Source organism: Mycobacterium sp. P4_H6, assembly GCF_056400845.1.
The window spans coordinates 16,942-39,132 of sequence record NZ_JBFUKN010000004.1; the positions used below are offsets into that span (position 1 = coordinate 16,942).

19 protein-coding genes are annotated in these 22,191 nt (G+C 68.5%); 6 read left to right on the forward strand and 13 right to left on the reverse strand.

Going from position 1 to position 22,191, the window contains the following annotated elements:
- Both AC1DTF_RS02735 and AC1DTF_RS02740 read right to left on the reverse strand, forming a co-directional pair.
- A complete protein-coding gene (locus AC1DTF_RS02735) occupies window positions 1-1,728 on the reverse strand; it encodes a propanediol/glycerol family dehydratase large subunit (RefSeq protein WP_057167113.1) in 1,728 nt (575 codons plus the stop codon).
- Window positions 1,729-1,737: 9 nt separating this feature from the next.
- Window positions 1,738-2,166: a diol dehydratase small subunit gene (locus AC1DTF_RS02740; RefSeq protein WP_057167159.1), complete on the reverse strand. Its 429-nt coding sequence runs from the start codon at window positions 2,164-2,166 to the stop codon at window positions 1,738-1,740.
- Window positions 2,167-2,371: 205 nt separating this feature from the next.
- Here AC1DTF_RS02740 and AC1DTF_RS02745 point away from each other — a divergent pair, with 205 nt between their 5' ends.
- The 3 genes from AC1DTF_RS02745 (at window position 2,372) to cobA (ending at window position 5,045) form a co-directional block, all read left to right on the forward strand.
- A complete protein-coding gene (locus AC1DTF_RS02745) occupies window positions 2,372-3,097 on the forward strand; it encodes a (2Fe-2S)-binding protein (protein WP_057167112.1) in 726 nt (241 codons plus the stop codon).
- Between the two features lie 69 nt (window positions 3,098-3,166).
- Window positions 3,167-3,901, forward strand: a complete 735-nt coding sequence (locus AC1DTF_RS02750; protein ID WP_057167111.1) for a response regulator transcription factor — start codon at window positions 3,167-3,169, stop codon at window positions 3,899-3,901.
- Window positions 3,894-5,045, forward strand: coding sequence for a uroporphyrinogen-III C-methyltransferase (cobA, locus tag AC1DTF_RS02755; protein ID WP_477472952.1), 1,152 nt, complete (start codon window positions 3,894-3,896; stop codon window positions 5,043-5,045). Before AC1DTF_RS02750 ends, cobA begins: the two co-directional genes overlap by 8 nt.
- 31 nt (window positions 5,046-5,076) lie before the next feature.
- Here the strand turns inward: cobA and AC1DTF_RS02760 are convergent, their stop codons facing one another.
- Window positions 5,077-5,790 carry an MIP/aquaporin family protein gene (locus AC1DTF_RS02760; protein ID WP_057167110.1) on the reverse strand — a complete coding sequence of 238 codons (714 nt, stop codon included), beginning with the start codon at window positions 5,788-5,790 and terminating at the stop codon, window positions 5,077-5,079.
- 279 nt (window positions 5,791-6,069) lie between these two features.
- Between AC1DTF_RS02760 and AC1DTF_RS02765 the strand changes: the two genes are divergently transcribed.
- Window positions 6,070-6,468 carry a GlcG/HbpS family heme-binding protein gene (locus tag AC1DTF_RS02765; RefSeq protein WP_057167109.1) on the forward strand — a complete coding sequence of 133 codons (399 nt, stop codon included), beginning with the start codon at window positions 6,070-6,072 and terminating at the stop codon, window positions 6,466-6,468.
- Window positions 6,469-6,540: 72 nt separating this feature from the next.
- On the opposite strand, the gene glpK is transcribed toward AC1DTF_RS02765, so the two are convergent.
- The 9 genes from glpK to eccCb all read right to left on the reverse strand — a co-directional run bounded on the left by glpK (window position 6,541) and on the right by eccCb (window position 18,080).
- On the reverse strand, window positions 6,541-8,058 hold the full coding sequence (gene glpK / locus AC1DTF_RS02770) for a glycerol kinase GlpK (RefSeq protein WP_477472953.1): 1,518 nt from the start codon (window positions 8,056-8,058) through the stop codon (window positions 6,541-6,543).
- 8 nt (window positions 8,059-8,066) lie between these two features.
- Window positions 8,067-8,495 carry a DUF779 domain-containing protein gene (locus tag AC1DTF_RS02775; RefSeq protein ID WP_477472954.1) on the reverse strand — a complete coding sequence of 143 codons (429 nt, stop codon included), beginning with the start codon at window positions 8,493-8,495 and terminating at the stop codon, window positions 8,067-8,069.
- Window positions 8,496-8,529: 34 nt separating this feature from the next.
- Window positions 8,530-10,053: an aldehyde dehydrogenase gene (gene adh, locus AC1DTF_RS02780; RefSeq protein ID WP_057167107.1), complete on the reverse strand. Its 1,524-nt coding sequence runs from the start codon at window positions 10,051-10,053 to the stop codon at window positions 8,530-8,532.
- 97 nt (window positions 10,054-10,150) lie between these two features.
- Entirely contained in the window at window positions 10,151-11,071 is a 921-nt protein-coding gene (locus AC1DTF_RS02785) for an alpha/beta hydrolase (protein ID WP_477472955.1), read from the reverse strand.
- A 102-nt stretch (window positions 11,072-11,173) separates the two neighbouring features.
- The gene (locus AC1DTF_RS02790; protein WP_057167157.1) at window positions 11,174-12,454 is read right to left on the reverse strand and encodes a helix-turn-helix domain-containing protein; all 1,281 of its coding nucleotides are present in this window, start codon (window positions 12,452-12,454) and stop codon (window positions 11,174-11,176) included.
- A 180-nt stretch (window positions 12,455-12,634) separates the two neighbouring features.
- Window positions 12,635-12,931 carry a WXG100 family type VII secretion target gene (locus tag AC1DTF_RS02795; RefSeq protein WP_477472956.1) on the reverse strand — a complete coding sequence of 99 codons (297 nt, stop codon included), beginning with the start codon at window positions 12,929-12,931 and terminating at the stop codon, window positions 12,635-12,637.
- Between the two features lie 35 nt (window positions 12,932-12,966).
- Window positions 12,967-13,275 (reverse strand): WXG100 family type VII secretion target, encoded by a 309-nt coding sequence (locus AC1DTF_RS02800; protein WP_477472957.1) that lies wholly within the window; start codon window positions 13,273-13,275, stop codon window positions 12,967-12,969.
- A gap of 99 nt (window positions 13,276-13,374) precedes the next feature.
- Complete coding sequence (locus AC1DTF_RS02805; protein WP_477472958.1) at window positions 13,375-14,523, reverse strand: type VII secretion-associated protein; 1,149 nt, start codon at window positions 14,521-14,523, stop codon at window positions 13,375-13,377.
- Window positions 14,520-18,080 carry a type VII secretion protein EccCb gene (eccCb, locus tag AC1DTF_RS02810; RefSeq protein ID WP_477472959.1) on the reverse strand — a complete coding sequence of 1,187 codons (3,561 nt, stop codon included), beginning with the start codon at window positions 18,078-18,080 and terminating at the stop codon, window positions 14,520-14,522. The genes AC1DTF_RS02805 and eccCb overlap by 4 nt, the downstream gene beginning before the upstream one ends.
- A gap of 110 nt (window positions 18,081-18,190) precedes the next feature.
- Here eccCb and eccD point away from each other — a divergent pair, with 110 nt between their 5' ends.
- Both eccD and mycP read left to right on the forward strand, forming a co-directional pair.
- Entirely contained in the window at window positions 18,191-19,495 is a 1,305-nt protein-coding gene (eccD, locus tag AC1DTF_RS02815; protein ID WP_477472960.1) for a type VII secretion integral membrane protein EccD, read from the forward strand.
- A complete protein-coding gene (gene mycP / locus AC1DTF_RS02820) occupies window positions 19,492-20,853 on the forward strand; it encodes a type VII secretion-associated serine protease mycosin (protein WP_477472961.1) in 1,362 nt (453 codons plus the stop codon). Before eccD ends, mycP begins: the two co-directional genes overlap by 4 nt.
- On the opposite strand, the gene eccB is transcribed toward mycP, so the two are convergent.
- On the reverse strand, window positions 20,782-22,158 hold the full coding sequence (gene eccB / locus AC1DTF_RS02825; RefSeq protein WP_477472962.1) for a type VII secretion protein EccB: 1,377 nt from the start codon (window positions 22,156-22,158) through the stop codon (window positions 20,782-20,784). The genes mycP and eccB overlap by 72 nt on opposite strands.
- Window positions 22,159-22,191 lie beyond the last annotated feature (33 nt).

A 22,191-nucleotide genomic window follows, 5' to 3' on the forward strand; every position in this document is an offset into this window, starting at 1 on the left:
TCAGTCCACCTCTACTTCTGGGTTCTCGGCACTCGTCACGTGACGCAGCCGCTTCATCTCTTCCCACCGCGCCCCCGACGGACGGTAACCGGTACCGGGGCCCGCGTAGTCGTTGCGGTCGTTGACCGCCGAGAGCGGCTGCAGATCGCGGGTCATGATGGCCGAGGTCTGCAGCAGATCTCCCGAAACACGTTGGCGCAGCACGGTCAGCAGGTTCTCGGCGACATCACTGAAACCGGTCGATTCGAGCGCCTTGACCAGATCCAGGCCGGTCACGTTGCGGTCCATCACCTGCTGGGCACCCTTGAGGTCCTCCAACACGTCGCGCGGGATCAATTCGCGACTGCCGTGCGCGTACACCGCCGCCTCGATCTCGGCATCGCTGATCGCCGGCAGCTCCAGATAGCGGAACACCGCCTGCAACGCCTTACCCGCGCGGTGACGCGCGGCGAGGATGTCGGCTTCCTTCACATGCTGCAGTCCGCCGTCGATCTGCAGGTCACGCTGGATGGTGTTGAAATCGTCGAAATCCTCGGCGTCGACGTTGGATCCGGCGAACATGTTGTCGTAGTTGGGAGTTGCGGAGTAACCCGAGGTGATGAAATCGGTGCCGGGCATCATCTGCGGCAGCAGGCGCGCGACCCGGCGCATCGGCGAATGCGAGAACGACTGGTCGTTGCCGGAGGCACATTCCAGATCCACCGCCGAGGCGATGAGGTTCTCGGCGGCCACCGCCCGGATACCGGCGGGTACGGCACCGGGCACACCGATGCAGGAGATCGAACCGTTCTGCAGGCCCTGCACCCCGGCACCCTTGGTGACCAGGATGCAGCGGATCTCCAGGTACAGCATCGAGCGGCCCTCGGCGTTGCCCATCTGCACTTCGGAACCGGTGCCGGAGGTGAACCGCATCTTGATACCGCGGGAGGCATACGCCGCGGCCAGGAACGCCTTGGAGTACGGGGTGTCATCGCCGTCCACGAACACCGATTCGGTGCCGTAGACGGAGATCGTCTCGGCGTAGGCGGTGATGCCGCGCATGCCCAGCTCCAGCTCGGTGGCCTCTTCCAGCGCACACTGGGTCAGCCGTCCACCGGTGCCGACCTGGCTGCCGATCTGCAGCGCCATCGCGACCAGCGGTGCGTAGCGCACCACACCCAGCGTCGTTTCCACTTCCGAGAAACCGCGCAGCGACGCCTCCGCCGCCTCGCACGCAACCTGCAGCGGGTTGTCCCGGGCGCTGGTGCAGTGCGCCTGGTTGGCCGGGGTCCGGCGGGCCCGCATCTTCTGCATGCCCATCATGATCTCGACGATGTTCATCGTCTTGACGACCTCGAGCAGCTTGGCCGGGGTCAGGCCGCCGGTCACCGCGATTACCTCGTCGCGGGTGACCCGCGGATCGACCAGCATCGCCGCGATCTCCTGCGCGGGGATGGCCATCGACTGCTCGGTGGTCGCGACGTCGATGGCGTGATCGGCGATGAACTGGTCCAGGAAGTCGAAGTCGGCGCGGGCGCGCCCGTCCATCTCCACGATCGCACCGTCGACGACCCGCACACTGGGCTCGGGGTCGAACTCGCTGTCCATCGCGACCATGCCGACCTCGGGCCATTCCTGCACGAAGCCGTCCAGATTGACCGGTCGTTCCTCGAGGACCCTGGTCCGCTCGGACTGCCGCTTCTGACCCGTGTTGGGGGTCGAGGCCGCCTGCGGGGTTACTGCGGTCACCGATCTCTCCTATTCGTTGGTCGCGAGAATTTCGCGACGCTCGTAGACGTCAGCGGCCTCGCGCACCAGGCCCGCGAGCAGGGTGGCGCCGTATTCGCCTTCCAGCTCCTCGGCGATGGCTTCGAGTTCCGGCTTGGTCGATGCGTTGGGGCGCAACGCGTTATAGATCTGAAGGACGCGCTCATCGCTGATGGTGGTCATCTCCGCGGCCCGGCGCAGGTTGCCACCCAACTGCTTGCGACCCACCTTCTCGGCGATCTGAGCCTGCAGTCGCAGCGTCTGCGGGGTGATGCGCAGGTCCGAGGCAATCACCTCGCCCGACATCACCGCCTCCATGGTGATGTCAGCGATGGGTTTGCCGTTGGGGCTGAACAGCAGATCCTGCCGGTTCAGGCTCAACGGGTAGTCCACCGTTGGATCGAGGGTCGGTTCCGTCATGCACAGCTCCCAGGTGAGGGGTGACCGCAGGTGCGGGGCCACCCGACTTTTCGCTTGTGTGACGCGGGATGACCGCGACCCGCCCATTGTGTCTCCCGTCACGTTGCAACAACGTTGCACCAGCGGTGACCGACCTGGCCGTACGGGCAGTATTCGGTCCACCCACTCGTCCGGGGCCGGGCCTGCGGGTTACCGTGCACCCACCATGACCGATGTGCCGTCACCTGCCCGCGCCGACTTTCTGGCCGAGTTGAGCGCGCTGGGCGGGTACTTCGCGCTTCCCACCCAGGCTGGAACCCAATCACTCTGCCTGTCAAAGTTTTTCGCCGACACCGTGCTCACCGGGCACGTGGACCGCACCCGCGCCGCCTTCGCCGCCTCGGCGGACTGTGCACCGGACCAGATCCCGATCCGGATGGCGGCGTCGTCGTTCCAGCTCGCCGTCGCGGCGCGCCTGCTCTCACCCGTCATCGGCGGCGCGTTGTGTTTCGGGGCGGTACCGGTGCTCGACCACGAGTCGCTGCGGTGGACGCCGAGCGACGGGCACGCAGCGCAGTTCGCCGTACCCGATCCGGCCTGGCGGATGGTCGATCCGACGACGTCCGCGCAGGTCATCGCGGAATCGGTCATCCCTGTGCTGACGGAACTGGGCACCAGGCTGAACACCCTGGTGTCGCTGTCCCCACGGATCACGCTGGGCAATCTCACGTCGGCCGCCAACGGCGCGGTGACGGTGCTGGCCCTGTCGCGACCGCAGCTGGAGGCGTCGGGCCGGGCACTGGTGCGCGCGCTTCTGGCATCCGGTCCGCTGCGCGGAACGGGGACGTTCGTCGAGGGCCGGTTCCGCAGGCAGAGCTGCTGCCTGTACTACCAGGCGCCACGGTCCGGGCTGTGCGGTGATTGCGTGCTCGTCCCCGAGGCCGCGCCGTGAACGTTGCAACGTCGATGCAACGCTGCCTGCGCTAGCATTCGCCGCTCAGCAGCAGGACGGAGTTCGACCATGGGCTGGACACAGACCCGCGACGCACCGACCCAGCGGGAACACAGCGTCGGCGATGCCGACGCTTCAGTCGAAAACATCGATATAGCAGCATCTTTCATCGAACCCGCACCGATCCGGACGGTGTTCGTGATGAACGACGAGTTGCTCCGGCACGGCCTCATCCATGTCGTCACCCAGGGTGTCGGGATCAAGCTGGTGGGTGATCTCGCGCACGGTCCCGGACTCGTCGAGCGGCTGCGGTTGTTGCGGCCCGCACTCGTGTTCGTCGGCGCCGAGGCGGTGGCCGACCTGGCGTCGCTGCTGGCCGAACTCGACCCGGCGCCCAAGATCCTGGCCGTCATCGACGGCGACGATCCGCGCGAACGTGCGCTGCCGTTGGTCCGGGCCGGCGCCGACGCGGTCATCGACCGTCGCTCATCGACCGCGGACCTGCGCAACACCGTCCTGCGGGTGATCGAGGGCCATCGCGCCCTCGATGCCCGCAGCACCGAGACCCTGATGGCCGAACTGCGCGAGCAGGCTCGCCCCGGCGAATCGGGCACGCTCACCCGGCGTGAGCGCGAGGTCGTCGGGTTGCTCATCGAGGGACTCGACAACCGCGCGATCGCAGGCGCCTTGTTCATCTCGCAGGCCACCGTGAAGTTCCACCTGCACAACATCAAGAGCAAGTTCGGGGTGCACAGCCGCGCGGCCCTGGTCGCCGCGGTGCTGCGTGGGCGCCGGAATGCCTGAGGGTGTGACGGTACGGCTTCCGGTGCGCGGCCGTTCGGTGACGGTGGTCGGTTCATCCGACCGGGCACTGTCGGCGGTCGGCGCACTGACGACCGCGGGCGCGGCCGTCACGGTCATCGCATCCCGGCCGGCGCCGTATCTCGCGGATCTCGCCGAGCGCACACTGATCGCCCTGCAACAGCGCGAATTCCGCGCCTCCGACCTGGACACGGCCGATCTGCTCTGTGCGTACAGCGGCGACCCCGAGACGGACCGCGCGCTCGCCGCGCTGGCGACGGCTCGTGGCCTGTTCTGCATCGGACCGGACGATGACGGACACGCGGAGTCCTCGGGTGCCGCTGCGGGCACCGGCAGGGTCGTGCTCGTCGGCGGCGGTCCCGGCGATCCCGGTCTGCTCACCGTCGCCGGTCATGCGGCGTTGGGCGAGGCCGATGTCATCGTCACCGATCGGCTGGCCCCGGTGGGGGCTCTGCACGAGATCGCGCCCACAGCCCAGATCATCGACGTGTCGAAGATCCCCGGCGGCCGGCGCACCGAGCAGAGCGCGATCAACGCCATGCTGATCGAACATGCCCGCGCCGGTCGCATGGTGGTGCGCCTCAAGGGTGGTGACGGTTTCGTCTTCGGCCGCGGCGGCGAGGAACTCGACGAGTGCGTACGAGCCGGTGTCACCGTCGACGTGATTCCCGGGGTGAGTTCGGCGATCGCCGCGCCCGCCGCGGCGCTCATCCCGGTCACCCACCGCGGTCTGACCCAAGGCTTCACCGTCGTGTCGGGTCATGTCCCACCCGACCATCCCGAGTGCACGGTCAACTACGCGGCACTGGCACGGGCGAACACCACGATCGTGCTGATGATGGCCGTGGCCAATCTCGACACGATCACCCGTGCCCTCGTCGATGGCGGGATGCACCCGGACACCCCGGCGGCGGTGATCGCGGACGGCACCCTGTCCGGTCAGCAGGAGATCCGTGCCACCATCGGCACCGTCGGCGCTGCCGCACGGACCGCAGGAGTCAAGCCGCCCGCCACCACCATCATCGGCGCGGTGGCCGGTTTTGTGGCCGGCGAGTGCGATCGGCGGGCAGGCGCGCAGCGACCCGGGGAATGTCACGTACCTGTTGCAGCACAATTCGCCGGCTGATTCAGCCGGCGAATCGGGTGGCGAGTAGGGCTCAGGCCGGGAGCAGCATGGCCACGCCGGCGGCGAGCGCGGCGCCGAGCAACGGTCCGACCACGGGGACCCACGAGTAAGCCCAATCGGGCTTGGCCTTGCCTCGAATCGGCAAGAGTGCGTACGCGATACGGGGTCCCAGGTCGCGGGCCGGGTTGATGGCGTAACCGGTCGGACCACCGAGGCCGAACCCGATGGTGATCACCACGAACGAGACCGCCGCGTACCCCAGCGTCGTGTTGATCTCCGGGTTGGTCAGGACCCAGATGATCAGTACGAAGGTGGCAATGACCTCGGTGACGATGTTCCACCCGAAAGAACGCACAGCCGGTGAGGTGCAGAAGATCCCGCGCGTTCCGGAATTGTCGTCCATCTTGTCGAACTGCAGCTTGAAGGCAGCCCAGGCCAGGGAGGCGCCAACGAAGGCACCCGACAACTGGGCCGCCCAGTACACCGGCACGCTCGACCAGGGCACGTCGCCCGACAATGCCACCGCGAAAGTGACCGCCGGGTTGATGTGACCTCCCGCGGGATCGGCGATGCTGGCGCCGGTGAACACCCCGAACCCCCAGCCCAGCACAATCACGATCCAATCGCCGCCGCCGCCATAGGAGAACGAATTCTTCAGCGCCACCGCGGCCACCGCGCCACTGCCGAGCAGACACAGCACTGCGGTGCCCAGGAACTCCCATACGAAGATGTCGATGTTCGCCACGAACCCACCTATCTGATCGGCAAGATGCTCTGCTGCACAATGGTTGTCGTGATGCTCGGCACGGGGGCGCAAACCGGCAGAACCTGGGTGGCATCCTCACCGGAGGTAGTACCGCAACTGATCGGTTGGCGAGTTTTTGGCTAGGGTCTGCCGCCGATCGGCAATGGCCGTCCAAACGGCTGCCGCACCGGGTTGGTTCAGATTATGATCGAACCGAGGCAATACGCCCCCGTAAACGTCAAAATTGGTTGCGGGAACACCGATTCGAAAGGTCTTCCAATGAGTGCCATCAGCCTGACCAGGGCCACCAAAGTCGTCGAAGCGGCGGTCGAGAAGGCCGGTGAGATCGGCCAGCCGATGAACATCGCGGTCGTCGACGACGGCGGACACCTGGTGGCGTTCGCGCGCATGGACGGCGCCATCAAGGCGAGTATCGACATCTCGATCAGCAAGGCGCGCACGTCAATTCTGATGAATGCGCCCACCAGTGCGCTCATGCCGCTCGCGCAGCCGGGCGCGGAACTCTACGGTCTGGAGCAGACCAACGGCGGCCTGGTGATCTTCGGCGGCGGCATCCCGCTGACCGACGGCGACGTGGTCATCGGCGCAATCGGCGTGAGCGCGGGAAGCGTCGACCAGGACATCAGCGTGGCCGAGGCCGGCGTGGCGGCACTCTGACACGACAGCGCCAAAGATTGCAGCCCTGCGGATCGGAATCCGCAGGGCTGCAATCATTTCAGGGCACTCGAACTACGAGACGTCGACCCAGTCCAGCGTGCGTTGCACCGCCTTCTGCCAACCCGCATATCCCCCGCTGCGCTGTTCCTCCGACCATTCCGGGCTCCAGCGTTCGCCTTCCTGCCAGTTGGCACGCAGGTCGTCCGGGTTCGCCCAGAAGCCGACGGCCAGCCCGGCGGCGTACGCCGCGCCCAGCGCCGTGGTTTCGGCGACCACCGGTTTGACCACGTCCACGCCGATCACGTCGGCCTGAATCTGCATGCACAGACTGTTCGCGGTGATACCGCCATCGACCTTCAGAACCTCAAGGTGCACACCGGAATCGGCTTCCATCGCATCGACCACGTCACGGCTCTGATAGCAGATCGCCTCCAGCGTCGCCCGGGCCACGTGAGCATTGGTGTTGTAGCGGCTCAGCCCGACGATCGCACCCCGGGCGTCCGAACGCCAGTACGGCGCGAACAGCCCGGAGAACGCCGGCACGAAGTAGACCCCGCCGTTGTCATCGACCTGCTTGGCCAGCGACTCACTTTGCGCCGCACCGCTGATGATGCCCAGCTGATCGCGCAACCACTGCACCGCCGAACCCGTCACCGCGATGGAACCCTCCAACGCGTACACCGGTTTCGCATCGCCGAACTGGTAGCACACGGTGGTCAGTAGCCCGTTGGTGGACCGGACGATCTTCTCACCGGTGTTCAGCAACAGGAAATTACCTGTGCCGTAAGTGTTCTTGGCCTCGCCGGCCTTCAGACACACCTGGCCCACCATCGCGGCCTGCTGATCGCCGAGGATTCCCGTCACCGGGACCTCGCCGCCCATGGGTCCGGTGCTGAGCGTCACGCCGTAGGGTTCCGGCGAGGACGACGGACGGATCTCCGGCAGCATCTGGCGCGGAATTCCGAAGAACGACAACAACTCGTCGTCCCAGTCCAGGGTTTCCAGATTCATCAGCATGGTGCGGCTGGCATTGGTGACGTCGGTGACGTGCACTCCGCCCCGGGTTCCGCCGGTCAGGTTCCACACCACCCAGCTGTCGCTGTTGCCGAAGATCGCGTCACCGTTCTCCGCGGCCTCCCGCACACCGGCGACATTCTCCAGGATCCACTGGATCTTTCCGCCGGAAAAGTAGGTGGCCGGCGGCAGACCGGCCTTCTGCCGGATCACATCACCGCGCCCGTCCCGGTCCAGCGCCGTGGCGATGCGGTCCGTACGGGTGTCCTGCCAGACGATGGCGTTGTAATACGGCCGCCCGGTCTTGCGATTCCAGACCAGGGTGGTCTCGCGTTGGTTGGTGATCCCCAGCGCGGCAATGTCTTCGGGTTGCAGGTTGGTGTTGTTGAGCACGGAGGTCAGCACCGAGGCGGTGCGCTCCCAGATCTCCACCGGGTTGTGCTCCACCCAGCCCGGCTGCGGCATGATCTGTTCGTGTTCGAGCTGGTGACGGCCCACCTCGGCACCGGCATGATCGAAGATCATGGCTCGAGTGCTGGTGGTGCCCTGATCGATGGCTGCGACGAAATCGGGCAACACTGCTCCTAGCGTCGAAAGGGTTGTACCCGTGCGGGTTCTGCGATGGGTGTGCGGGCCGCATCGACGTGGCGCGCCGGGACGACCCGGGCCAGCGACACGAACCGCATCCCTTCTGATTCTTCCAGGCTGAAGCCGGTAGCGCGGCCGGATTCCACATCGATCACCAATTGACTGTGCTCCCACACCGGTACCTGCGGGCCCGAGACCCATACCGGAACCCCGTACGGCTGGCGGTCCGACACGACGTCGAGCATGCCGAGAAGCACATCGCTGTCCTCGATCGAGAACTCGCCGACGGGATGACACATGAGCGTGGAGCTCACACCGAAGCCGCCGGACTGACGAAACATCAACGCGCCGTTCCGGTTTTGAAGATGCACCACCAGCCCTGCAGCAGCCCGGGTGATCAACACCCGGGCTGCCGGGGAATCCATCAGCTGTGCGCTCTCTTCTTCGCGCAAGCTCTCATCAGAAAAACCCTTGTGCGTTGTCGCTGTAGCTGACGAGCAGGTTCTTCGTCTGCTGGTAGTGATCCAGCATCATCTTGTGGTTCTCGCGTCCAATACCGGACTGCTTGTAACCGCCGAACGCGGCGTGCGCGGGGTACTGGTGGTAGCAGTTCGTCCATACCCGGCCGGCCTTGATGTCGCGGCCGGCGCGGTAGGCGGTGTTGCCGTTGCGCGACCACACCCCGGCGCCCAGGCCGTAGAGGGTGTCGTTGGCGATGCTGATGGCCTCGTCGTAATCCTTGAATGAGGTCACCGCGACCACCGGACCGAAGATCTCCTCCTGGAACACCCGCATCTTGTTGTGGCCGGTGAAGATCGTCGGTGCGACGTAGAAGCCGCCGTTCAGATCGCCGCCGAGCTCTGCACGCTCGCCGCCGGTCACCACCTGGGCGCCCTCGTTCTTGCCGATCTCGATGTAGGACAGGATCTTCTCCAGCTGATCGTTGGAGGCCTGCGCGCCGATCATCGTCTCGGTGTCCAGCGGGTCACCCTGGCGCACGGCCTTGGTGCGGATCGCAGCCATCGCCAGGAACTCGTCGTAGATATCGGCCTGAACCAGGCTGCGCGACGGGCAGGTGCACACCTCGCCCTGGTTGAGGGCGAACATGGTGAAGCCCTCGAGCGCCTTGTCCTGGTAGGCATCGTTGGCGGCCAGCACATCGTTGAAGAAGATGTTGGGGCTCTTGCCACCGAGTTCCAGGGTCACCGGGATCAGGTTCTGCGAGGCGTACTGCATGATCAGTCGGCCGGTGGTGGTCTCACCGGTGAAGGCGATCTTGGCGATCCTGTTGCTGGAGGCCAGCGGCTTGCCGGCTTCGACGCCGAAGCCGTTGACCACGTTGAGCACACCGGCGGGCAACAGGTCACCGATCAGCGACACCAGGTAGAGAATCGAGGCCGGGGTCTGCTCGGCCGGTTTGAGCACCACCGCATTGCCTGCGGCCAGGGCCGGCGCCAGCTTCCATACGGCCATCAGGATCGGGAAGTTCCACGGGATGATCTGGCCGACGACGCCGAGCGGCTCGTGGAAGTGGTAGGCGACGGTGTCCTCATCGACCTCCGAGAGCGAACCCTCCTGCGCGCGAATGCATCCGGCGAAGTACCGGAAGTGATCGACGGCAAGCGGGATGTCGGCGTTCAGCGTCTCGCGGATCGGCTTGCCGTTGTCCCAGGACTCGGCGAGCGCGATGGATTCGAGGTTCTCCTCGATACGGTCGGCGATCTTGTTGAGGATCAGCGCGCGCTCGGCGGCCGAGGTCTTGCCCCAGGCCGGAGCGGCGGCGTGCGCGGCGTCCAGAGCCTTGTCGATATCGGACTCGTCGGACCGGGCGATCTCACAGAACACCTGGCCGGTGATCGGGGTGGGGTTCTCGAAGTAGCGGCCGGCGGTCGGTGCGACCCACTGGCCGCCGATGAAATTGTCATATCGCGCGTCGAACGACATCAGGGCGCCGTCTGCGCCCGGACGTGCATAAACAGTCAKGGCTTCTCCTGCGTTGTGACACCGAGGTGTGTCGGTCGTCACTCAACTTAGGCGCGCAGAGGTTGCATCACGGTTGCAACGCGACAATGCGGATGACCTACGCGACGACGGCCTCGAGCACCTCTCGGCCGACGGCCTCCAGCCGGCTCAGGCCCGGTTCCTCGATCGGATAGTGCCCGCAGTTCTCCAGGAGCTCCACGCGCGTCGGGCCGGCGATCCGCTGCAGAAATTTCACGCTCAGTTGCGGGGGCGTCCAGGTGTCGGCCGCCGGAGCGACGAGGGTGACCGGGGCGCCGCGGTAGCGCTCCGGTGGGGTGTGTTCGTAGTTCAGCCAGCTCGACAGGAAGGCGATCGGCACCCGGACGCCGCCGCCACGCGGGTCGGTGGCGCACAGTGTCGACAGACCCGGATTGCTGCTCATCGCCGACATGTCGGCCATCCACCGTATGGGTACGCGGGCCGATCCCAGTGCCGCGCCGGCCGCCCGCAGTATCGGCCCCGTGAGCCCGCCGCCGACCTTGATTCGGGAGGCCGCCGCCAGCGCGGCCGGATCGGACAGGTCCAGCAGGCAGGTCGCCAGCACCGCATCGACGGCGCCGGTGCGATGCGCCGCCTCGTAGGCCAGCATCCCGCCCATGCTCGCGCCGAACAGGATGATCGGCCGGTCGTCGCGGGCACGTTCGGCGGTGATGATGTCGCACAGCAGGTCGACCCAGTCGGGGTAGCGCACCTGGCCCGGCGCGGGTTCCTCGGTGTAGCCGTACAGCGGCATATCCGGTGCCAGGATCTCCACGCCGATTCCGTCCCGGTTGCCGGCGACCAGCCCGGCCAATGGCCACAGGGCGCCGGAGTATCCGCCGCCGCCGTGCACCAGAATTCCGCGCACAGGCCCGTCGGCGGTTCCGCCGCGCGCGATGTGGATGCGGCGTCCGCGCCAGTCCATCCAGGTCTGCCGCGGCGCGGCGATCGGGCCGCGACGGTCGGCGGGCAGGAACGCGGCATAGCGGTCGATATCCATGTGTCGATCGTCGGGTGCCACCGCAGTGCTGACAACTCGCTTACGGAGGCACCGTCGGTGCAGTTCAGGGGTGACGCGCGGGGTTCTGCTCAGGTTTTGCGATCAGCCGAGTTCGGAGTCGAGCCCGGCCAGATGACCACGCGCACCGGCACGAGCCACCGGGTCGGTTTCGGCGTGGTCGTGCAGCAGTGTCCACCCGCGCCGGTCATCGCGACCGTCGGGCAGTTCAAGCCAGCGCCGCAGCAGGCCGAGATCCGCGCCGGCCAGGACCGCACCGCGCAGGCTGGTCATCAGCTCGGTGCGCAGCCGCCCGATCGCCGGTGACACCGACTGCGGCAGCAGCGCGCCGGAGTACGCGGTGAGTGCGGCCGAGACATCACCGGCCTGCAAGGCCTCGAGCACGTCGCCCATATCGCTGGTCACCGGACCCAGCAGCCGGTACGGCCGGGACGCGATGAAGCTGTTGCCGATCACCCGACGCAACCGGGACATCTCGGCGCGGATGGTCACCACGTCGAGGTCCTTGTCGTCGAGCAGCATCGCCAGATGGTCGGCGCTCAGTCCCTCCGGGTGGCGGATCAGCAACACCAGGATGTCGGCATGCCTGCCGGTCAGCGTGGTGGAACGCGAGTCTGCCTGCCAGCGCGGCCGGTCGGCACCGAGCACCGAGAGCCGGGGGGCGGCGGCCGCATCGGGGGCCGGGGTGGGCTGCGCGGGAGTGGTCAGGCGTAGCAGCGCGAGCTGGTTTTCCACGGCCACGGCGGTGGCCCGGACCAAGGCCAGGGTCTCCGGCGCGGCGACGCGGGATCCGCCGGTGAGATCGATGGCGCCCAGCAGCGCCCCGGTGGTGGGGTCGTGGACGGGCACCGCGGTGCAGTTCCAGGGGTGCACGATGCGGGAGTAGTGCTCGGATCCGCGGATCTGCACCTCCCGGTCCAGCGCGAGTGCGGTGCCGGGTGCGTTGGTCCCCGCGATGTTCTCGCTCCAGTCGGTGCCCGGCACGAAGTTCATCGCCTCGGCCTTGCGGATGGCCAGCCGGTCACCCTCGACCCACAGCAGCGTGCCGTCGGCGGCGGTGATGGCGACGACGACGCCCGCGTCCACCGCATCTTCGACGAGGAGGCGCCGGATCAGCGGCAACGTCGGTGCCAGCGGGTGGGTCTTGCGCAACTCGTCGAGCGCGTTCACGGCCTCGGCCGTGCGGCCCATGCTGTCCGGATCCACACCCGTGGCCAGGCTGCGCTGCCAGCTCTCGGCGACGACCCGGCGCAGCGGCACCGAATCGAGATAGGACGCGTCGACCTCACCTGCGACGAAGAGGTCATGGACGGCGCGCACCTGCGCCGGCGGCACACGGCCGCCGGTCGTCTTCGATATCGCCACCAAGCTCACACTCCCCGCGCACAGCCGAAGAGCCGGCACCAGCGCATGAGATCAGGATAGTTGACGGTTGACAGTCTGAATCGAATTCGCCCTCCTGGGGGCGCTTTGCCATGACTGTGCGGTCCCGCCGGTCTCTCCCCCGAAGCGGGACCGCACAGGGTCATGGGCGCGGGTCGCTGGTCAGCGACCCCAGGCGCCGGCTGCGCGGCGATCGGTTGCCGAGACATCGTCGGCCCCGTCGCGTACCGCATTGCCCAGCCGGAAGAGGATGTCGTTGAGCGCGGCCGCCGACTGGTTCCAGCGCAGCTGTTCGGCGCGGTACGCCTCGGCGGCCTCGGCTGTCCAGGTCTGCTGCAGGGGGGCGATCTGGGCCCGTAACTCCTCCAGCGCCGCGTTGAACCGGGTCGATGTGGTGTGGATTTCCTGCCGCACCGTGTACTCGATCTCATCGAAGTTGTAGGTCAACATCATGTCCATGTTCCTGACTCCTGATCTCTGCAGCTCGGTTCTCGCTACAGCTGATTGCTGACGGCGCCGATGCCGTGCGAGTGGCCCTCGGCGGCCTCGCGCAGGGTGTGCTCGTTGAGCCGAACGGTCTCGGCGATGYGCTCCAGGGCGTTGTGCAACGCCAGCGATTCGGAGTTCCAGCGGTCGACGACCTCCCGGAAGCGGACCGCCGCCGCACCGCCCCATACCGATGCCGGCACGCTGCACATGCGTCCGATGAAGGTGCCGAGCATGGCCCGGACCTCCTGGTTGCGGGCATCGATCTGGCCGGCGACCGAGTGCATGAGTTCCAGATCGGTGTTCAGTGCGGGCATGGTGGTCCTCCCCCGGGTGAGATGACTTGCGTGTGGAATTGCTGTTGTGAATAGGACGCAGCGGCACCCGATTCGGTTCCGTCTGTGCCGAATTCGTTTTCACTGCACTGCGTGGGCCGACCGGATGGCCTCATCGCAGTACTTCCGGATCACCGCAGCCGACGGCGGCTGCTGGCATCCGACCGCGATCCGCACCCGACCGTCGAGGAAGACCGCCCAGGCGATCTCGCGGTCCGCGCGCGTCTCGGTGTAGCTCAGCACGGCGCGCCCGCCCTGGTGGTCGTCGGTGCGCAACCCGGTGAACACCCCTGGCGGTTGGAGTGCCAGCGCAGCCTCCAGGACATCCGCGGTGCGGGGCAGGTCCGGTCCTGCCACCGACTGCGTGAGCAGGATCGCGGCCACTTCCTCGGTCGGCGAACGTGCCTGAACGCGTGGCGAACCCGCACCGTCGGTGATCCGCCGGACCTCCCAGCCCGCGGGGATCTTCACCGTCACGCGACCCTCGGTCAGCACCGTGAGGGGCGCCTCGGTGGGCTGGCCCGCCCTCGGCAGGCCGAGCAGCACACCGAGCGCCATCAGCAGGCCCACAGGCACCGCCCACACCGTGGTGCGCCGCCGGCGCGCCACCGGTGCCGGCAGGTGCTCCGCGGCGACCGCCGCAGCCAGCATGACATCGTCCACAATCTGCACATCGCGGCCGTCGAGGTCATTCGCGAGAGCGGCGGCGAGTTCTGCTGCGCCGGCCACGCCCACCGGGGCGTCGATCACCACCGGTCCGGCCCCGAGGATGCCGCGTGTGACCGTGCCGGCGACCTCCCCCATCTCAGCGAGGCGAGGTGTCACCGTGATCGGCGAGCCCGGGATGCGGCAGATCACGAACTCCGGCGCGATCTCGATGATGCAGGCCGTCGGCGATCGGTGTGATTCCCCGTCGCTCCGTATGGCTTCAAGCGCCTCGTGCCGCCGCAGCAGGACCGGTTCGTCGTGGTGCTGTCGCGCCGCGTGCCGGACGCGGTTCAGCCGGGCATCACTCCACCAGCCGGGACACACCAGCAGGAGGCTGCCGTCCGGTTTGCCGGCCGCCACGCGAAGGACCCGCGCCCACACATCGTCGACGGCGACCGGCCGTTCATCGACGAGGGTGTACTCGTCATCGATGGCATCGATTGCCGCACCGCTGATGTCAGCGGGCACCGGATGAGGACCGCCGACCGTGCCCGGTCCGATCAGCAGTACCGTCGCGCTCACGGCTCGGCGGTCCAGGCGATCTGCACCCGCTCGTCGGTGTGCCCTCTGTTGGTCAGGGTGGCCCGCCCCGGCGGCAACGGCGTGGGCCGTGCGACGCCGAGCAGGGCACCGTCGTCGGGGCCCGCGCTCATCAACAGCCCGGCACAGCCGAGCTCGCGCATGGTGGCGGGCACCGGATTGAACAGCGCCCGCGCCGCACCGCCGGCGCGCCGCGCGATGACCACGTGCAGGCCGATATCGCGGGCGTGCGGCAGAAACTCCAGCAGCGGTGTCAACGGGTCCGTGCCGGCGCCCGCGATCAGCTCGTAATCGTCGACGACGACGTACATTTCCGGACCCGTCCACCACGATCGGTCGCGCAACTGCTGCTGGGTGACCGTGACGCCGGGCAGCCGGCCGCGAAGGTGTTCGATCAGTCCGGCGAGGTGCGTCTGCAGCATGGTGGTGGACATCAGGTAGCCGGCGAGGTAGTCGTCATCCACCACGCCGAGCAGGGTGCGCCGCATATCGACGAGATGGATCTGCACCTGTTGCGGCGTGCAGGTTCGGGCCAATTGGGTACACAGTGTGCGCAGCACCGTGGTCTTGCCGCAGCCGTTGTCACCCAGCACGATCAGATGTGACGTCTCGGCGAAATCGATTGTTACCGGCTTCAACTCGGACTCTCCGATGCCGATGGTGACGTTGGTGGGGCCTGCATCCCGGGCAGGGACCGAATTGCGCTCCACCAGTGTGGGCAACAGCCTGACCGGGGTGGCGCGGCGCCCGGCATGACGCGTGCGCAGGTCCTGGGCGATGGTGTCGAGGGCATCGAGGCGCGGCAAGGCGATCGCCGCGACCCTGCCGTCCCGGGTGATGGCGGCTCCGGGCGGGCTGTCCACCAGATGGCGGGCCGCCTTGCGGTCCATCTCGGATTCCGCAGGCTCGCCCAGACGCAACTCGATGCGGGTGCCGAGTTGATCCTTGAGGGCGGGCCGCAGTTCGCCCCAGCGGGAGGCGGCGATGACGACATGGACTCCGTGCGCGAGACCCTGGGCGGCCATTGCGGTGATGACCTCCTCCAGGTTGTCGTCGACATGCCGGAGCGCACCCCAGCCGTCCACCACCAGGAATACMTCGCCATAGCCGTCGGGCGCGGCGGTGCGTCCGGCGCCCGCGCGGCGACGGATCAGCGTCTGTAGCTGCGCCACGGTCCGGCGCACCAGTTCGCCGTCACCACGTCCTGCGACGACCCCGGTGTGCGGAAGATGTTGCAGTGCAGTCAATGTGCCGCCACCGAAGTCGAGACAGTAGAACTGTACGTCGGCGGGGCTGTGTGTGGCGGCGAGCGCCAGCAGGAGTGCGCACAGTGCGGTGGATTTGCCGGATCGCGTCGCACCCACCACGGCGACGTGACCACCGGACCCGTTGAGGTCGACGGTGAGCAGGTCACGACGCTGCGCGAAGGCGTTGTCCACCAGCCCGATCGGCGCGGTCAGCCGGGCACCGCCGTGCAGCGCGAGCAGTTCCGCCAATGCCGGACATGCCGGTAGCGCGGGCAACCACAGCCGGTGCGCCGGCTGGCCGTGACCGGCCAGCCGGTGCAGTACGGTCTCCAGCACGGTCGCACCGGTGTCGATATGCACCTCAGCCCGGCCGGCATCGTCATCGGATGCCGAGGTGAATCGGCGCGCGCGCAGGTCCGGAGCACCCCTGGCGATGTCCGGTCCGGAGACATACGTGGTGCGCAGCCGCACCAACCGGCCGTCGCTGGTCTTCAGATAGGCCGCGCCCGGCGCGGTCGGCAGTTCGTACGCGTCGGGCAGTCCGAGAACGGCGCGGGATTCACTGGCCGAGAATGTCTTCAGACACACCCGATAGGACAGGTGGGTCTCCAGCCCGCGCAGCCTGCCTTCATCGAGGCGCTGACTGGCCAGCAGCAGGTGCATCCCCAGCGACCTGCCCAGCCGCCCGATCGCCACGAACAACTCGGCGAAGTCGGGGTGCTGGCTGAGCAGCTCGGAGAACTCGTCGATGACGATGAACAGCGCGGGCAACGCGGGCAGACCGGATTCCGTCGACCGAGCGCGCCGATACTCGGCGATGTTCCCCAAGTTTCCGGCTGCCCGCAGGACCTGTTGGCGCCGGTTCATCTCACCGGAGAGCGCCTCGTGCATCCTGCTGACCAGGTAGGCCTCGTCATCGAGATTGGTGATGACCGCCGACACATGGGCCAGCCGTTCGAAGCCGAGAAATGTGGCGCCGCCCTTGAAATCGATGAGGGCGAGATTGAGGTCATCGGGGGAATGGGCGGCCACCAGTCCGAGGATGAGCGTGCGCAGGAATTCCGACTTCCCCGATCCGGTGGCTCCGACGCACAGTCCGTGCGGACCCATGCCGCCCTCGGCGGCCTCCTTGATGTCGAGGAACACCGGTTCACCCCGATTGTCCGCGCCGTCGCCGACACCGATGGGTACCCGCAGCCGGTCCTGATGCGCGCGGGGGCGCCATACCGCCGCCGGATCGAGATCCGCTGCGGCACCGACGCCGACCAGACCCGCCCATGTCGTGCCGGCGACGCCCGCATCCGGGCCGGTACGCCACCGGGACAGCCTGCGCGCGCACATCCTTGCCTGCGCCGGCGACAGGCCGTCCACGTGAGCGATGGTCGCGAGCTCGATGATCGTGTCGCCGCCTCCATTGAGGTCGAGCACCGTGACCTCGGCGCCGACCGGGGCGGGCATGTCCCCCTCCAGGATCGCCACGGTGCGCCCCGCGCCCGGCCGCTGCGCGTGGTGGGGCAGCCATTTCAGCCAGTCCCAGTACGGACCGGCGGGCCCCATCACGGATACATCACCCGGGCTGTGCAGCACCGCAAGTTGGCAGACCATGGCACGCACCAGGTCTCGCACCGCAGCCGGCTCACCGTCGAACCCGAGGTGACCGGAGGCGTCAACCGTCACGGGCTGGTCTGCCACCACCGCTCGGTCGACGAGTAGGCCCTCCAGCGCCCCGGCCGTCACCGGGTCCGGCTCGGCGACCCGGTCGGCCGGTGCGGTGGTCAGTGGGGTGACCAGCGGGGYGGGGCCCGCTCCGACCCGAACGCGGCAGAAGTCAGGGTCCGCGGGTCTGCGTTCCCACATTCGCTTGCCGCCCACCAGTGTCCACAGCGTCGCGGGATCGGGATCGCCCCAGTGCGCCGAAACATGTTGCTTGCGTGCGGTTTCACCGATATCCGCTGTCACGGTGTCCAGGTAGCGCAGGTAGTCACGCCGGCCGGCGTTCAGCTCGGCAGTCCGGCCCCGACCGGTGTGGGCCAGTGTGCCGAGCACCGAGATCACCATCATCACCGGGAAGATCATGTACACCGGGTTGCGCGGCGTCGTCGCGCCCGAGCCGGTCGACGAGGTCAGGTAGAGCACCACCATGCCGCCGACCGCGACGAGCATCAGCACCGGCAACAGGCGCGCCAACGGACTCGCCGGCTCTACCACGGGCACGTCCGGTGGTCGCCGCAGTACCACCTCTCCGTCCGGCACGGGCGGAGAGGGCAGACGCTTCTCCCTCAGGAACTCCATTCCTATTTCGACGCAGCGCGCGCGCCTCGGGTTCCCCTCAATTTTGGTGCGCAGTGGATGCTCACCGCCCCGTTACCGTGGCATCGGGGGAACGTGCAGGGGGATGGGCGATGGATGATCCGTTGTGCCGGGTGTCGATTCAGAGTGCCACCGAGCCGAGGGCGGTGGACCTCATGCTGCCGCGCCATGCCGAAGTCGGTCTGCTGCTGCCCGATATCGTCGACCTCTTTGCCGCAGAACCGGAGTCGGGTACCGCATCCCAGGGCTGGCGGTTGGACCGTCTCAGCGGCGGGCACTGCGATGAGTCGATGACGCTGCACGAAAGCGGAGTATCCGACGGCGACGTCATGGTGCTCTCCCCCGTCGGCGCGCCGGCGCCGGGCCCACTCCGCGCGGATCCCTTCCGCACCGTGGCCGAGGCCGGACCCAGCCCCGCACCGGATCACACGACCTCTGCCCGGATGTGGGCGTGCGTCGGTGTGCTCGCGCTGATCACGCTCGGGTTCTCGGGCGGCCGCGGCGGCGTGCCGATGGTGGCCGCCGGCATCGCCCTGATCAGTGCGGCGGGGTGCCTCATCGTCGGGTGGCGACACGATGCCATGCGTGCGACCCTGCACGGCTTGTCGGTCGGTTTCGTCGGCGTCGCAGGCTTTCTCGCGGTGCCCGGTGGGGGCGGCCCCGGGTTGACGCTCGGCGCGGCTGCCGGTGGTCTCGCCTCGCTGTGGCTACTGCGTGCGGGACGCGGTGATGCCTGGCTGCTCACCGCTGTGGCCACCGCGTCCGCAGCGGTGGCCGCGGTGTCCGCTTTCTCGCTCATGGCGGCCCTGGACCTCGTGGCATCGGGTGCAGTTCTCGGTGTGCTGTCCCTGGGCACACTGGGCGTCGCCGGCCGGATCACTTTGTCGGTCAGCGGAGTTCGTCCGCCGTTTCCCGGCGACAGTGCCGACCCGGTGTCCGAGGCGGCCGCGTTCGGTGGCCACACGGTCTTCGCGGGCCTGGTGACCGGAGGTGCGACGGCCACCGCGCTGGCCATCGGCGCGATTGCCGCGGGCTGTCGGGGCGGCAGCTCATGGCTCCCGGGATTCGTGCTGGCCGCGGTGCTTGCGGCACTGCTGCTGTTGCGAACCCGGTTCTACGCCGACCCGCGGTGCCGGGCCGCGCTGGGTTGGTGCGGCCTGAGCGGTGTCGCGGCGGTCGTCGCGCTGGCCACGGTATCGGCGCCGCGGTACGCGGGTCCGGCGGTGCTGCTGGCCGTTGGCCTGGCTGGGTGGTGCCGGGCAGGCCGAGGCAGGCACGCCTCGTCGTGGGCGCGCGCAAGCGATGTGGCCGAATACGTCCTGCTTGCTGCCGTCGTGCCACTGGCATGCTGGGCCGCCGACGTGTACGGGTTGGTGCGATCGCTGAGTGTCGGATGACCGGCCGGGCTGCCCCGATGCTCGCGGCCGTGCTGTTCACCGTGGCACCGGTCCTCACCGCGGCGCCCGCCGTCGCGGTCGGTCCGCCGCCGATCGACAGCCGGTTACTGCCGCAGCCCGGGCCGGCCGCTTCGCGTTACCCCACCGAACAATTCGAAACCTGCGCGACCGCCCCGCTCGTCGAGACGGTGCCGCGCCGGGAACGACCCGATCTGCGCACCGCGTGGGTTCGCACCCGTGGCGCCGGGCAGACGGTGGCGGTCATCGACACCGGTGTGGCGCGGCACCGGCTGCTGCCGCATCTGGTGCCGGGTGGCGACTACGTCGCCGATGGCGACGGCACCGCCGACTGTGACGGCCACGGCACCATCGTCGCCGGGATCATCGGGGCGGCTCCCGACCCGGCCAGTGGGTTCAGCGGTATCGCACCGGATGCCGCCATTCTCGCGATCCGCCAGTCCAGCATGAAGTTCCGCGCCGCCGATGCCGGTGGCGACGGCGTCGGGGATGTCGAGTCGCTCGCTGCGGCGGTGCGGGCCGCCGCCGACCAGGGTGCCACCGTCATCAACATCTCTTCGGTGGCCTGCCTCGCCGTCGCCGATGCTCTCGATGACCGGGCGCTGGGTGCGGCCCTGGCGTACGCAGTGGACACCCGCAACGTGGTGGTGGTCGCCGCGGCCGGAAATGTGGGCGGACAGGGCACATGCCCGAAACAGAATCCGCTGCCCGATCCTGCTGGCGGGCCCGACTGGGATCGCGTCGACGTGGTGGCGAGCCCCAGCTGGTATGACGACTACGTGCTGACGGTCGGGTCGGTCGACGCCGACGGGGCACCGTCCGATTTCACCCTGGCCGGTCCGTGGGTGGACGTCGCGGCCCCCGCCGAGACCGTGACATCGCTGAATCCGGCCGGAGAGGGACTGGCGGACACGATGCCGGGACATTCTGACCCGCAACCGATCTCCGGGACCAGCTACGCGGCCCCGGTGGTGTCGGGCGTTGCGGCGCTGCTGCGCGCGGCGGCCCCGACCTTGACGGCCCGCCAGGTGATGCACCGTATCGAGAGCACCGCACGCCATCCCGGGTCGGGCTGGAATCCCTTGGTGGGACACGGTGTGGTCGATGTGCTGGCCGCGATGCGCGGTATCGCCGCCCCCGCGCCGCCGGACGCACCGCGTCCACTGGCGTCGCCGCCCGCCGTGGTCACCGACGCTGAGCCACGGCGGTTCGCGCTGATGGGCGCCGCGGTGTGTGCGGCACTCGCGGTGGCCTCGGCGGCTCTGAGATCACGACGGGACGCGGACGCTGTCCTGCACGACGGCAGCGCGGGCGACGCTGAGCTCCGGTCCACGCGGTAGCAGCGCAAGCAGCGGCCACGGCGCGGCGCCCGGTGCCTGCGGCAGCCCGAGGGCTTCGGCATCGTGCGCGTCACCGATGCCGAATGCCACCCCGGATTCGGTGACCAGGTACCGCGGTCCGGTCGACATGCCCTCCCCGGCGACGCCCACCGCCCGGAGGTAGAGACTGTGCCCGGCCGGAACCGACACGGCGTCGACCCGGGGCCCGTCGCCATCGGCCTGGACCAGTGTCAGGGCGCGTTCCTGGTCGGGCAGGGTGCCGGGTGCCAGCACGGCCGTGTCCGGCACCGATCCGTTCCGCCACTGCCAGCGCGTGCACAGCCCGCCACCGAGGTCGGCACCGGCCACCGTCGGATCGGCCAGATCGGTCACCGTCAACGTGTCCACCACCGGCACGGCGGCGATACGGTCGGCCGGCACATCGGGTATCTCGCCGCCGCCGTGAGAGTCGGCGAAACGAATCAGATCCGCCGCCACCGGCCCCACGCGCTGCACTCCATCAGCGAGCACCACGTAGTGATCGGCCGCGTCCGCCCGCGGCACCCGCAGCACCTCGCCGACCCGGAACTCGGCCAGCCCGGCGGGTCCGGGTCCTCCGGCGCCGGGCACCCGGGGCGCAACGATCGGCGTCGCCTCCGGGAGGGGGTCCAGCAGTGCGGCCGAAACTGGCAGCGGGACAACGCGGTCCAGTCGCAGCGCCCGCACCGCTGCGCGGTCGCGCAGATCCACCGCGGCGCGGCGCCCGGCGTGTAGCAGGTAGGTTCCGCGCGCGCGTTCCTGGGCCGCGGTGACCAGCACCGGCGGAGCGACCGGGTGCTGCCCGGGCGCGCCGATGATCATCGTGGTGGTCCGGTCGCCGCCGTCATCGCATACGGTCCAGGCCTGCTGATCGTCCGCGAGCGCCGGTGCGATATCGCCCGGCGCGCCCGGGATACCCATCAGCGGACCGTGTTCGGCGTCGGCGATCATGGCCGCACTCACCAGCCGTGGCACCGCCGGGGTCCCGGCGATCAACCGCGCGGACGCCAGATTCAGCACCGGGTGCACGATGTCGCCGACGCGCACGTACATCGCACCGGAGTCCCGGGCCATGACGATGGGATCGGCGCCCAGGCTTCCGTGTGGACGCATCAGTGCCAGCACCGCACACACCGCCACCACGATCGCGGCCAGCACGACGCCGGCCGCCAGTGCCATCGACTGGCTGCGGATGGGGTCGTCGAGCATGCGGGTATCCCGGCATGCCAACGCGTATTCCATTCTGCGCGTCAGGAAGCGGTAGCCGCTCACCTGTAGCCGTGTCACCGAACGCCGAACCATATGTCCCCCGGATTCGAC

Coding starts and splice junctions, on each gene's coding strand:
- AC1DTF_RS02740 (WP_057167159.1), bottom strand. CDS start 2,166: ATGACGGAACCGACCCTCGATCCAACGGTGGACTACCCGTTGAGCCTG.
- AC1DTF_RS02745 (WP_057167112.1), top strand. CDS start 2,372: ATGACCGATGTGCCGTCACCTGCCCGCGCCGACTTTCTGGCCGAGTTG.
- AC1DTF_RS02750 (WP_057167111.1), top strand. CDS start 3,167: ATGGGCTGGACACAGACCCGCGACGCACCGACCCAGCGGGAACACAGC.
- cobA (WP_477472952.1), top strand. CDS start 3,894: ATGCCTGAGGGTGTGACGGTACGGCTTCCGGTGCGCGGCCGTTCGGTG.
- AC1DTF_RS02765 (WP_057167109.1), top strand. CDS start 6,070: ATGAGTGCCATCAGCCTGACCAGGGCCACCAAAGTCGTCGAAGCGGCG.
- AC1DTF_RS02775 (WP_477472954.1), bottom strand. CDS start 8,495: ATGGATTCCCCGGCAGCCCGGGTGTTGATCACCCGGGCTGCTGCAGGG.
- AC1DTF_RS02785 (WP_477472955.1), bottom strand. CDS start 11,071: ATGGATATCGACCGCTATGCCGCGTTCCTGCCCGCCGACCGTCGCGGC.
- AC1DTF_RS02795 (WP_477472956.1), bottom strand. CDS start 12,931: ATGGACATGATGTTGACCTACAACTTCGATGAGATCGAGTACACGGTG.
- eccD (WP_477472960.1), top strand. CDS start 18,191: ATGGATGATCCGTTGTGCCGGGTGTCGATTCAGAGTGCCACCGAGCCG.
- mycP (WP_477472961.1), top strand. CDS start 19,492: ATGACCGGCCGGGCTGCCCCGATGCTCGCGGCCGTGCTGTTCACCGTG.